Raw genomic sequence first — 12,198 nt, forward strand, 5'->3', positions numbered from 1 at the left:
CCGTGATCACCTGAAGGGGCCTCGGCGCAGGTTGCTCGGGGCGGTGCCGCGGACGCGCTTGAAGGCGGCGCTGAAGGTGAACGGGTCCCGGTAGCCGACCCGGCGGGCCACGGAGGCGATCGCGGTGTTCGGCTCCCGCAGCAGATCGGCGGCCGGCGTCATCCGCCAGTCGGTGAGGTATCCCAGCGGCGGCCTGCCGACGAGTTCGGTGAACCTGCGGGCGAAGGCGGCCCGGGACATGCCGGCCTCGCCGGCGATATGCGGCGCGTGGGCCTGACCGGGCGAGTCCGCCGCCCAGGCCTCACCGGTTCGTACGGCGTGCCGCGGGAGCCGCGGGTCCGTCGGCGCCGCCGATGACGGCCTCGCGGCGGTACCTGCCGGGCGCGATGCCGTACTCCCGCTTGAAGGCGTTGGCGAACGCGAACTCTGAGGTGTAGCCGACGCGCCCCGCCACCTCGCCGAGCGGGGCGTCGGAGGCTCGAAGAAGTCCTGCCGCGCTGGTCAGCCGCCACCACGTCAGATAGGTCAGCGGCGGCTGCCCCACCAGGGCGGTGAAGCGGCGCGAGAAGGCCGCCCTGGACAGCCCGGCCTCGGCGGCCAGCGTCTGGACGGTCCACGGGTGGGCCGGGTCGCGATGGACGGCGTGGAGGGCCGCGCTGACCGGAGGATCGGCGAGGGCCGCCGCCCAGCCCGTCGCCCTGGCCCGCTCGGGCGGCTCGTCGAACCATGCGCGCAGGATGTACAGCAGGAGCATGTCGAGCAGGGCGAGCACGATGATGTCCGCCCCGGGCCTGGGGTTGCCGATCTCGTTGCCGAGCAGGTCGACGGCGGCGCGGAGCTCGGGGTGGTGGCCGAACCTGGCGGGCAGGTGGATGGCCTCGGGCAGGTCGCGGAGCAGCGGGTGGGAGTGACGGGGGTCGAGCCGGTAGCCGCCGCACAGCGTCACCGTGACCGGGCCGTGGCCGCCCACGAAGTCGGAGACGAACAGCTCGGCGTCCTCCAGCGGGTCGCAGACGGGCTCGGCCGGAGTCGCGGAAGGGCTGTCGGCCAGGACGTACCCGTGGCCGTGGGGGAAGAACACCACGTCGCCGACGCCGAGCGCCACGGGATCGCCGGAGGGTGGGATGAGCCAGCACGAACCCCTCAGGATCACCTGGAAGCCCGCGGATCCCGGAACCGAGGGGAAGCGCTGCGCCCATGGGCCGTGCCAGGCGACCCGCGCCGAGCGGGGCCGCCCCGAACGCATGAGCGCGATCACATCACTGAGCACATCCACAGACTGACGCTAGCACGAGACGATCGCGTATGAATCGCGCACTCTTGAGCATTGGTCGTCTCATTGCCGCCTCCTACGGTTGACCACCAGGAACAACCTTCACGGAGGGGATTCGGATGGGACGAAGCATTCTGGTCATCGGGGCGACGGGGACCGTCGGAGGCCGGGTGATGGCGCACCTGCTGAGAGCGGGCGCGGGCGTCCGCGCGCTCACCCGGACGCCGGCGGATCTCCCGCTCGGAGCCGAGCGCGCACTCGGTGATCTGTCGGAGCCCGGCTCGCTGCACGACGCCGTCGACGGGGTCGAGGCGGTGTTCCTGGTCTGGCCGTTCGCCTCGGCCGACGGGCTCGAGGCGGTGCTGAAGGTGATGGCCGCGCACGCCCGCAGGATCGTCTACCTGTCGTCGGCGGCGGTACGGGAGCACGAACGGCAGGCCGAGTCGCTGATCGAACGGTCGGGGATGGAGTGGACGATCCTGCGCCCGCACGCCTTCGCGGCCAACACGCTCCGCTGGGCCGGGCAGGTCCGCGCGGGCGACGTCGTGCGCGGGCCGTACGGCCAGGCCGCCATGTCGCTCGTCCACGAGGACGACATCGCCGCTGTCGCGGTGCGGGCCCTGACCGAGGACGGGCACGCGGGCGCCGTCCACGAGCTGACGGGCCCACGTTCGCTCACCCAGGCCGAGCAGGCGCGGATCATCGGGGAGGCCATCGGAAGGCCGGTGCGATGGGAGGAGACCGACCCGCGCGAGGCCAGGCGCGAGATGCTGGCCCGCGGCTGGCCGGCCGGGGTCGTGGACGGCATCCTGCGCGCCCAGGCCGAGATGACCGCCGATGCCGCGCCGGTCACCGCCGCCGTGGCGGAGGTCACCGCGGGCGCGCCGCGTACGTTCAGGTCCTGGGCCGACGAGCACGCGCACGCCTTCCGCGCCGGCGCGCGTGCCGCCCGCATCCACGAGTACGGCAGCGCCGAGGTCATCCGCCACGAGGAGGCGCCGCTTCCGGCGCCGGGCCCTGGCGAGGTGCTCGTCCGCGTGGCCGCGACGTCGTTCAACCCGTCGGAGACGGGCCTGCGGGCGGGCCTGCTTCAGGCCGTGCTGCCGTACACGCTGGGGTGGGACGTCTCGGGCACGGTCGTGGCCGTCGGCGCGGGAGTGACCAGGTGGAGCCGGGGAGATCGGGTCATCGGCCGGCTGGACGGGGGAGGGGCCGCGGCCGAGTACGTCGCCGCCCCCGCCGCGGCGCTGGCCGCCGCGCCACGCGCGATCCCGCCGGCCGACGCCGCCGCGATCCCGGTCGCCGCGCTCACCGCGTGGCAGGCCGTGTTCGAGCACGCGGAGGTGAGCGCGGGCACGCGCGTGCTCATCAACGGCGCGGGCGGCGGGGTCGGCGGCTTCGCCGTCCAGCTGGCCAAACGGGCGGGCGCGACGGTGATCGCCACGGCCGGCCCCCGCAGCGCCGGGGTGGTCCGCTCCCAGGGCGCCGACCGGATCGTCGACTACACGGCCGAGCCACTGCCCGGCGGGGTCGACGCGGTGATCAACCTGGTGGGCGTCGACGAGGGCAAGGCCGCCGAATTGGCCTCGCTCGTACGGCCGGGCGGGGTCGCGGTCTCCATCGCCACGCCCCTTCCCTCGCCCGCCGCCACGCATTTCGTGACCCGCAACGACCCCGCGCAGCTCGCGCAGATCGTGGCACTCGTCGACGCCGGAGACCTGACCGTCGACGTCGCCGAATCCCTTCCCCTGTCCGAGCTGGCCTCCGTCCATCGCAGAAGCGAGGCGGGGCTGACGCGGGGAAAGATCATCCTCATCCCCTGAAACGACGGCCCTGCCACCGACGCCGGCAGCACCGGTCAAGGACCCGACGGTGAGACACCGGCGGGTCCATGACCTGGTCAGGGGCGTTGCACGGCGGGTCGCGCCTAGGACCATGGGCGGAGACGAGTCCGGGACCATCGGCTGATCCGCCCGGCACCCGCGCGTGCCGATACTCGTCGTCATGCCGACCGCCCCCACCACCACGCGCGTCCCTGGCGCGCGGCCGTTCCTCGCCGGGATGTTCGTCGACGCGCTGGGCAACGGGCTCTACGTCCCGCTCACCCTGCTGTTCATCCGGGAGGTGACCGGCCTGCCCATGACCACCGTCGGCCTGGGGGTGACCATGGCGGCCCTGGTGGGACTGGCCGCCAACCCGGTGGCGGGCGCGCTGATCGACAGGTTCGACGCGCGCGGCGTGCTCATCGGCACCTACGTGCTCCGTGCTCTGGGCTTCGCCGCCTACCCGCTCGTGGACGGCTTCGCCGCGCTCGTCGCCGTCGCCGCCGTGGTCGCGGTCGGCGACCGCGCCTACTACCCCGCCTCCGGCAGCTACCTGTCGGTGCTGGCCCACGGCGCGGCTCGCGACCGGCTGTACGCGCTCATGGCCACCGCCAGGAACGTCGCCTTCGGGCTCGGCGGGCTGCTGTCGGCGGGGGCGATGTCGCTCGCGGGGGCGACAGGGTTCGTGCTCATCGCCCTGGTCAACGCGGCCAGCTTCGTGGTCGCCACCGGGTGCCTTGTCCTCTCGGGACGGCACGCGGGAGCCCCTCCCGCCGAGCCGCGGCGGGAGGGGTACCGGCGGGTCCTGGCCGACCGCCCGTTCGTCGGCCTGGTGGCGGCCGAGCAGGCGTTCACGCTCGCGCACATGATCCTTCCCGTCGCGTTGCCGGTGTACGCGGTCGCGGTCCTCGGCGCCCCCGCCTGGCTGCTGGGCGTGCTGTACACGCTCAACACCGTTCTGGTGGCGGCCGGTCAGCTCCCGGTGCGGCGGTGGCAGCGCGGTGCCCGCCGTACCCATGCCATGGCGCTGGGCGGGGCGGTGCTGATCGTCGCGTGCGGCCTGTACGGCGTGGCGGCGCTGCTGCCTCCGGGCCCGCCGCGCGTGTGGGGGCTGGTGGCCGCCACGCTCGTGTTCACCCTCGGCGAGCTCCTGCACACCACCCCCTCGTGGGCGATCGCCGCGGCGACGGCGCCCGCCGCGCTCAGAGGCCGCTACCTGGCGATCCATCAGCAGACCTGGGCGGTGGCGGCCGTCGTCGCGCCCGCGGGCTTCTCGGCACTGCTCGGCACGGCGCCGCCGCTGCTGTGGACGACGCTCGGAGTGTCGCTCGGATGCGCCTGCCTCGCCGTGCTGCGCCTGTCCCGCCGCCTCCCCGCCGAAGCCGTCGCCGCGCCAGGAGCCTGACGGCCCCCGAGATCGGGTGAAGTCGTTCGACCGGGTCCCGGTGAGGCCGTTCATCTGGTGAGACGGTCCGGTGGCTGACCACTTTCCGGCTGTCCCGAAGGTGAGCGACTCTTTACGTCCGGCCATCCGTCTGTAACACTGCCGATTCTGTAAGCGCTTACACCCGCAGGGGTGTAAGCGCTTACAGAAGGAGGAGCCGGGCAATGGAAGTGACCATCTACGAGGTCGCCCAGCGGGCGGGCGTGTCGATCGCCACCGTGTCGCGCACGCTGCGCGGGACGGGTCCCGTGGCGGACAAGACCCGCCAGAAGGTGCTGAAGGCGGTCGAGGAGCTGAGCTTCACCCCCAGCAGGCTGGGCGTGAGCCTGGCCGAGGGCAGGCACGCCGCCAACGGCATCGTCTTCCCCAACCTCGCGGGTCCGTACTACACCGAGGTGCTGCTGGGCTACGAGGAGGTCGCCTCCGAGCTGGGCCGGTCGGTCCTCATCCTGTCCACGAAAGGCCGCAGCCAGGTCCGTGACCTGGTGAAGGACCTGGCCGGCCGGGTGGACGGCATGGTCGTCTTCGGCCAGACCGTCCCCGAGGACCTGGTGGCCGAGCTGATCGCCGCCGAACTGCCGCTCGTCTTCCTGTCCCGCGACCCCGTCCCCGGCGCGGCCACGCTGCGCAGCGAGAACACGGCCGCCGCGACGCGCCTGGCCGAGCACCTGCGCGGCCACGGCTATGACTCCTACGCCTTCCTCGGCGCCCCCTACGCGGTCGGCGACGACGTCTCCGAGCGCTGGGCGGGCGTCTCTGCCGTGCTGGGCTCGGCGATCGAGCCGGTGCTGACGACCGAGTACACCGTCGAGAGCGGCTACGCGGCCGCGCTGGAGCTGCTGCGGTCCCGGCACAGGCCGCGCGCCCTCATCTGCTCGGACGACGAGGTGGCGCTCGGCGCGCTGCTGGCCGCCGAGGAACTGGGCCTGGCCGTACCCGATGACCTGGCGGTGACCGGCTGGGACGACATCATGGCCGCCCGCCACGCCCGCCCCGCGCTGACCACCATCCGCCAGCCCATGCGCGAGCTGGGCGCCAGGGCCGCCAGGACGCTGGACGAGCTGATCACCGGCGGCCGGGCCGCCGCCTCGACCCACCACGTTCTCTCCACCGAGCTGGTCGTGCGATCCAGCTGCGGCGTACACCCCCTGGAGGAATCCCCATGAACACCTACCCCCGGCGTTCCGCGGCCGGCCTGCTCGCCGTCGCGCTCGTGCTGGCCGGCTGCGGCCGCGAGGCGAGCAAGGCCCCCGAGCAGGCGAGGGACGTCACGACCGGCAAGATCGCCGGCGAGGTGACCGTCTGGGCGATCGGCGAGGAGGGCAAGGCCCTGGACGCCTTCGCCGACGACTTCGAGAAGGCCAACCCCGGGGTGAAGATCACTGTCACTCCCATGGGCTGGGACGTCGCGCACGACAAGATCACCTCCGCGATCGCCGGCGGCGCCACCCCGGACGTCACCATGATCGGCTCCACCTGGTCCGGCGAGCTGTCGAAGACCGGAGCCCTCGACCCCACCCCCGCCGACCTCTTCGACCAGGCGGCCTTCTTCCCCGGCGCGTGGGAGACCGTGAACGTCAACGGGACCGCGTACGGCGTGCCCTGGTACGTGGAGACCCGCGTCCTGTACTACCGCAAGGACGTGGCCGAGAAGGCGGCGGTGAAGGCCCCGGCCACCTGGGCCGACTTCACCGCCTTCGTCAAGGCCATGAAGGAGAAGGGCGGCGCGGACAAGGGCTTCAACCAGGGCTACCGCGCGGGCTCGTGGCAGGAACTGCTGCCGCTGATCTGGCAGGCGGGCGGCGACATCGTCAAGGACGGCGCCTACACCTTCGACACTCCCGAGGCGGTCACCGCGCTCAAGCACTACGCCTCGCTGTTCGAGCAGAAGCTCGCCCCCAACGACCTGCCCGTCGGCGCCTTCCCGCAGACCTTCATCAAGGGCGAGGTCGGCGCCTTCTACTCCGGGCCGTGGATGGCCGGCGTGCTCGCCAACGACGGCGGCGACGGATTCAAGGACAAGTTCGGCCTCGCCCTCTACCCCAAGGGCCCGGTCACGGGCACCAGCTTCGTCGGCGGCGCCGACATGGTGGTGTTCAAGAAGGCCAAGAACCGCGACGCGGCGTGGACGTTCCTGCGGTGGCTGACCGACCCCAAGGTCCAGGCGACCTGGTACACCAAGGTCAAGGCGCTGCCCAGCGTGCGGTCGGCCTGGCAGGAGCCTGCACTGACCGCCGACCCGCAACTGGCCGTCTTCGGCGAGCAGCTCAAGGACGCCAAGACCCCTCCGCCGTTCCCGACGTGGGAGCAGGTCGCCAGGGTGATCGAGACCGAGCTGGAGAAGCTGGCTCTCGGCAGGTCCACCGCCGAGGAGACCGCCAAGGCCATCCAGTCGCAGGCCGACACCATCGGCACCGGCCTGTAAGCCATGGCCATCCTCACCAGGGACCGGGAGGCGGCCGCGGCGCCCGCCCCCGTCAGGATCAGGAGCCCGCTCCGCCAGGCGGGCGTCGGCTGGATCTTCGCGGCGCCGTTCGTCGTGCTGTTCGCGGTCTTCTACCTGGGGCCGCTCCTGGTCGGCGTGGGCATGAGCTTCACCGACATGCGCAGCACGGACGTGACCGACCCGCTGGGCGTCGACGTCGTCGGCGTGGACAACTACCTGCGGCTGGCCGGCGACGAGGCGATGCGGAAGGCGGCGGTCAACACCGTGGTCTTCGTGGTCACCGCGCTGCCGCTGACCATCGGGCTCGGACTCGCGGCGGCGGTGGCGCTCAACTCCGGCATCGGGCGGCTGCCCGCGGTGTTCTTCAGGCTCGGTTACTACCTGCCCAACATCACCAGCATCATCGGGGTCGCCGTCGCGTGGAAGTTCCTCCTCGAACCCGACGCGGGGCTGGTCAACCGGCTGCTGGAGCTCGTCGGAGCGCACGGCCCCGCGTGGCTGGAGAACGAGTCCACGGCCCTGCCGTCGATCATCGTGATGACGGCGTGGCGCAGCTTCGGCTTCGACATGGTCGTCCTGCTGGCCGCGCTGCAGGCCATCCCCCGAGAGCTGTACGAGGCGGCGGAGACGGACGGCGCGGGTCGGTGGGCGAAGTTCCGATCCGTGACGGTCCCGGCGCTGCGGCCCGTGCTGATCTTCTGCTCGGTCTACAGCTCCGTCGGCTTCATGCAGTTCATGGAGGAGCCGCTGATCATGACCCAGGGCGGGCCGCTCGACTCGACGCTGTCCGCGTCCCTCGCGATCTTCAAGCAGTTCGGCGTGGGCAACTACGGCTACGCGGGAGCGGCCTCGACCGCCCTGTTCACCGTCATCGTGGCGCTGGCCGTCCTGCAGTTGCGGTTGGGGAGGAGACGATGAAGCGCACCAGAGGCCGGCACGCGGTGATCCTGGCCGGGCTGGGCGCCGGCCTGCTCCTGGTGGCAGGGCCGTTCCTGTGGACAGCGCTCAGTTCGGTCAAGCCCGAGGCGGAGATCCGGCGCGACCCGCCGACGTTCTGGCCCGAGACGTTCACGCTCGGCAACTACGCCGAGCTGTTCGACCGGGTGGACATGGGCCGGGCCTTCTTCAACAGCATGCTGGTGGCCCTCGTACTGGTGGCGGCCAACCTGCTGTTCTGCTCGATGCTCGGCTACGCGCTGGCCAAGCTGCGCTTCCCCGGCAAGAACGTGGTGTTCGCGCTGGTGCTGGTGCAGCTCGCCATTCCAGGGATCGTGCTGATGATCCCGCAGTTCGTGCTCATCGCGAAGCTGGGCATGGTCAACACCTTCATCGGGATCATCCTGCCCACGATGGTCACCCCGCTGGGCGTGTTCATGATGCGGCAGTTCATCGCCGACCTGCCCGACGAGCTGATCGACGCGGCCAGGGTGGACGGCGCGAGGGAGATCCGCATCTTCCTCAGGATGATCCTCCCGCTGTGCGGGCCGCCGCTGGCCACGCTCGGGCTGATCACCTTCCTCGGCGCGTGGAACAACTTCCTGTGGCCGGCCGTGGTGGCCCAGTCGCAGGAGATGTACACCCTGCCCGTGGCGCTGAACATCCTCAACGGCCACGAGGGAACCCACTACAACCTGCTGGTCGCCGGCTCGGTCGTGGTCATCGCGCCGATCCTGCTCCTGTTCGTCTTCCTGCAGCGCTTCTTCGTCCAAGGCATCGCCACCACCGGCATCAAGTAGCTACAAGGAGCCCCCATGCGCAAGGCGGTCCTCTCCTGCGTGCTCTCCACCGCTCTGGTCGCGACCCCGGCGGCCCACGCCCACGCCGACGCGCCGCAGCGGCACGACGGCCGGTTCTCGGCGGCCGACCTGGCCACCATGCGCCGGTACGCGGCCGACACATGGCGTTCGATGCGGGCGATGGTCGACCCCCGCACCGGCGTTCCCGCCGACAAGGTCACCGGCGACCTGCGGACCCGCGCCCGCGTCACCTCGCCCACCAACATCGCCGCCTACGTCTGGAGCACGCTCGTCGCCCGCGACCTTCACCTCATCGGCGGGTCCGAGGCCGTCCTGCGGATCGGCAGGGTGCTCACGGCGCTGGAGAAGATGACGCGCGACACTCCCACAGGGCAGTACTACAACTGGTACGACCCTGCCACCCTGGAGCTGGTGCGCGTCTGGCCCGACAACGGCGACCAGGTCAAACCGTTCGCCTCCAGCGTCGACAACGCCTGGCTCGCCGCGGCGCTCATGATGCTCCGCGAGGCCACGCCCGCCCACGCGGCCAGGGCCGACCGGCTGGCGCGGAGCATGAACTTCGCCGCCTACTACGACGCCGCCGCCCGCCCCGACGCGGGGACCGGCCTGCTGCGCGGCGGCTTCTGGCCGGACAGGCCCGACGGCTGCTCGATCGAGACCGACTACGCGGGTACCGGCGTGAAGGTCTACTCCACCTGCCACACCTACGGCGCTCCCGCCGAGACCCGCATCGCCACCTACGTCGGCATCGCCCTGGGCCAGCTCCCGCGCGAGCACTACTTCGGGATCTACCGCACCTTCCCCGACAGCGGCTGCGACTGGGCATGGCAGGAGCAGAAGCCCGTCGGCTCGTGGAAGCGGTACCTGGGCGTCAACGTCTGGCAGGGAACCTACGGCTACCGCGGCATGCGCTATGTCCCGAACTGGGGCGGTTCGATGTTCGAGGAGCTGATGCCCGACCTGGTCGTGCCGGAGGCGGCATGGGCGCCGAAGAGCTGGGGCCGCAACCACCCGGTCTTCGTGCGCGCGCAGATCGAGCACGGCCTGGCCGAGGCGAAGTACGGGTACTGGGGCTTCTCGCCGTCCAACGACCCGCACGGCGGCTACCGGGAGTACGGCGTCGACCCGCTCGGCATGGACGCGGCGGGCTACACCTCCGACAAGGAACGGACCGGCACCGACCCAGGCTACGAGGGCTGCAGGCCCGCCCAGCCCGAGCCCGCCTCCTACGGCGACGGTGTGGTCACCCCGCACGCCGCCTTCCTGGCGCTGCCGTACGCGGGACGCAGGGCGCTGGACAACCTGGCCGCGCTGAAGAGGAACTTCGACTCCTACGGCAGGGGCGGCTTCTACGACGCCGTCGCCGTCCGCTCGGGAGTCGTGTCCACCTACCACCTCGCGTTGGACCAGGGCATGGTGATGGCCGCCCTGGGCAACGTCCTGGCCCGCGACAACCTGCGGCGCTACTTCGGCGGCGCCGAGGTCGAGGCCAGGCTCCGCCCCGTGATGGAGCTGGAGGAGTGGGACGTCGTCGACACCACCACAGATCGGGGATGACTGGATGAGCAAGGCTGAGGCCGCGCGCCGCGACTGGCGGGAGCGCGTCTACCAGGCCTCGGGCGAGGTCGCGCAGGGAGCGAGGATCGAGCTCGCGGCTCCCACGGCGCTGCGGGCGACCCCCGGCGCCGGGCACGTGACGCTGACCTGGGACCCGGTTCCCGGCGCGATCGGGTACCTGGTGCACAGGGACGGCGCTCCGGTGACGCAGCCCGACGTCGACGTCGCCGCGGTGCCCGCCTGCCGGTACGTGGACACCGGGCGGCCGGGCGCCGCGTACGCGGTGGCCGCCGTCTCCGCGATGGAGGCCACGGGGCCGCTGTCGGCCGCGGTCCACGCCAAGCCGCTGGAGACCGGCGAGGCCCGGGTGAGCGTGGACGTCGACACGGAGACGGTCACGCGGCCGCTGCCCAGGCCGTGGCGGCCGATGATCGGCTCCGAGCACCTGTCCCACCTGCTCAGCACCGAGCGCACGGGCGGCAGGCCCATCGGCGCCGAGCTCACGGAGGCACTGCGGATCTCCCGTGAGGAGCTCGGCGTGCGGGCGGTGCGCGCGCACGCGATCCTGTGCGACGACCTCGGCGTCTATCGTGAGGTGAACGGCGCGCCCGTGCACGACTTCACCAGGGTCGACGAGGTGTACGACACGATCACCGGCATGGGCCTGCGGCCGGTCGTCGAGCTGTCGTTCATGCCGCGCGAGCTGGCCGCCGACCCGTCGAAGACGGTCTTCGGCTACCAGGCGATCATCTCTCCGCCCAAGGACTACGAGCGGTGGGCCGACCTGGTCAGGGCGCTGACGGCGCACCTGGTCGAGCGGTACGGCGAGCGGGAGGTCGTCGACCACTGGGCGTTCGAGGTGTGGAACGAGGCCAACCTGGAGGTCTTCTGGTCCGGCACCCCCGAGGAGTTCTTCCGCCTGTACGACGTCACCGCCGCCGCCGTCAAGTCCGTCCACCCCGGACTGCGGGTCGGCGGCCCGGCCTCGGCGGCCAACGGCTGGGTGGAGGAACTGCTCGACCATGTCGACGTCTCGGGCGCCGCGCTCGACTTCGTCTCGACCCACACCTACGGCAACGCGCCCCTGGACTGGCGCCCCGCGCTTGCCGGGCACGGCCGCGAGGGCACCCCGATCTGGTGGACCGAATGGGGGCCGACCCCCACCCACTTCCACGGCATCGGCGACGGTCCTTTCGGGGCGACGTTCCTGCTGCACGGCATGAAGTCGGCGGCCGGCAGGGTCGACGCGCTCGCGCACTGGGTTGCCTCCGACCACTTCGAGGAACTCGGCCGCCCGCCGCGGCTGCTCCACGGCGGCTTCGGCCTGCTGACCGTCGGCAACCTGCGCAAGCCCAGGTTCTACGCCCTTGCGCTGGCCGAACGGCTCGGCCAGGAGGAGCTCGCGGCAGACGTCGGAGGGGACGCGGCGGGGGTCGAGGCGTGGGCGGCCAGGCACGAGGACGGCACCGTCGGCGTGCTGGTGTGGAACGGCACGCTCAACCACGGCCAGGCGGGCGGCGCCGCCGAACTGTCCAGAACGGTGGTGCTCACCCTCGCGGGGCTGGCCGAAGGGCCGTACGAGCTGCGGCACCTGCGCATCGACGAGGAGCACAGCAACATCGGCGCCGTCTGGCGGGCGATGGGCGGCGCCGACTGGCCAGGGCAGGACCAGTGGGCCGAGCTGCGCGAAGCGAACGTCCTGCAGGACTACGAGCCTGCCCGCGTCGTCGAGCCGCCGGTCCAGGTCGTCTTCGAGCTGCCGATGCCGGGAGTGTCGTTCCTGGAGCTGAGGAGAGTCCAGAGCTGACCTCAGGCGGTTCGGTAGCGCAGCAGGACGATGCCCGAGGCGAACGCCCGGCTCTCCACCAGCCGCAGCCCCGGCACCTCGGTCGCGCCGG

At 72.1% G+C, this 12,198-nt stretch carries 10 protein-coding genes; 8 read left to right on the top strand and 2 right to left on the bottom strand.

Going from position 1 to position 12,198, the window contains the following annotated elements; all coding sequences use genetic code 11:
- Positions 1 to 6: 6 nt before the first annotated feature.
- Both ACFSKW_RS51335 and ACFSKW_RS51340 read right to left on the bottom strand, forming a co-directional pair.
- Positions 7 to 258: a helix-turn-helix transcriptional regulator gene (locus ACFSKW_RS51335; RefSeq protein ID WP_417629467.1), complete on the bottom strand. Its 252-nt coding sequence runs from the start codon at positions 256 to 258 to the stop codon at positions 7 to 9.
- A gap of 43 nt (positions 259 to 301) precedes the next feature.
- The gene (locus ACFSKW_RS51340) at positions 302 to 1,276 is read right to left on the bottom strand and encodes an AraC family transcriptional regulator (RefSeq protein ID WP_379582571.1); all 975 of its coding nucleotides are present in this window, start codon (positions 1,274 to 1,276) and stop codon (positions 302 to 304) included.
- 116 nt (positions 1,277 to 1,392) lie between these two features.
- Here ACFSKW_RS51340 and ACFSKW_RS51345 point away from each other — a divergent pair, with 116 nt between their 5' ends.
- The 8 genes from ACFSKW_RS51345 (at position 1,393) to ACFSKW_RS51380 (ending at position 12,107) form a co-directional block, all read left to right on the top strand.
- A complete protein-coding gene (locus ACFSKW_RS51345; protein WP_379582573.1) occupies positions 1,393 to 3,096 on the top strand; it encodes a zinc-binding dehydrogenase in 1,704 nt (567 codons plus the stop codon).
- A 181-nt stretch (positions 3,097 to 3,277) separates the two neighbouring features.
- Positions 3,278 to 4,501 carry an MFS transporter gene (locus tag ACFSKW_RS51350; protein WP_379582575.1) on the top strand — a complete coding sequence of 408 codons (1,224 nt, stop codon included), beginning with the start codon at positions 3,278 to 3,280 and terminating at the stop codon, positions 4,499 to 4,501.
- Positions 4,502 to 4,704: 203 nt separating this feature from the next.
- The gene (locus ACFSKW_RS51355) at positions 4,705 to 5,706 is read left to right on the top strand and encodes a LacI family DNA-binding transcriptional regulator (protein ID WP_379582577.1); all 1,002 of its coding nucleotides are present in this window, start codon (positions 4,705 to 4,707) and stop codon (positions 5,704 to 5,706) included.
- On the top strand, positions 5,703 to 6,965 hold the full coding sequence (locus ACFSKW_RS51360) for an extracellular solute-binding protein (RefSeq protein WP_379582579.1): 1,263 nt from the start codon (positions 5,703 to 5,705) through the stop codon (positions 6,963 to 6,965). Before ACFSKW_RS51355 ends, ACFSKW_RS51360 begins: the two co-directional genes overlap by 4 nt.
- Positions 6,966 to 6,968: 3 nt before the next feature.
- Positions 6,969 to 7,904 carry a carbohydrate ABC transporter permease gene (locus ACFSKW_RS51365; RefSeq protein WP_379582581.1) on the top strand — a complete coding sequence of 312 codons (936 nt, stop codon included), beginning with the start codon at positions 6,969 to 6,971 and terminating at the stop codon, positions 7,902 to 7,904.
- Positions 7,901 to 8,722, top strand: coding sequence for a carbohydrate ABC transporter permease (locus ACFSKW_RS51370; RefSeq protein WP_379582583.1), 822 nt, complete (start codon positions 7,901 to 7,903; stop codon positions 8,720 to 8,722). Before ACFSKW_RS51365 ends, ACFSKW_RS51370 begins: the two co-directional genes overlap by 4 nt.
- Positions 8,723 to 8,737: 15 nt before the next feature.
- Positions 8,738 to 10,300 (top strand): glucoamylase family protein, encoded by a 1,563-nt coding sequence (locus tag ACFSKW_RS51375; RefSeq protein ID WP_379582585.1) that lies wholly within the window; start codon positions 8,738 to 8,740, stop codon positions 10,298 to 10,300.
- Positions 10,301 to 10,304: 4 nt separating this feature from the next.
- Positions 10,305 to 12,107 (top strand): GH39 family glycosyl hydrolase, encoded by a 1,803-nt coding sequence (locus tag ACFSKW_RS51380; protein WP_379582587.1) that lies wholly within the window; start codon positions 10,305 to 10,307, stop codon positions 12,105 to 12,107.
- Positions 12,108 to 12,198: the final 91 nt, after the last annotated feature.

This window comes from Nonomuraea mangrovi (genome assembly GCF_042681425.1).
Taxonomy (GTDB): Bacteria; Actinomycetota; Actinomycetes; order Streptosporangiales; family Streptosporangiaceae; genus Nonomuraea; species Nonomuraea mangrovi.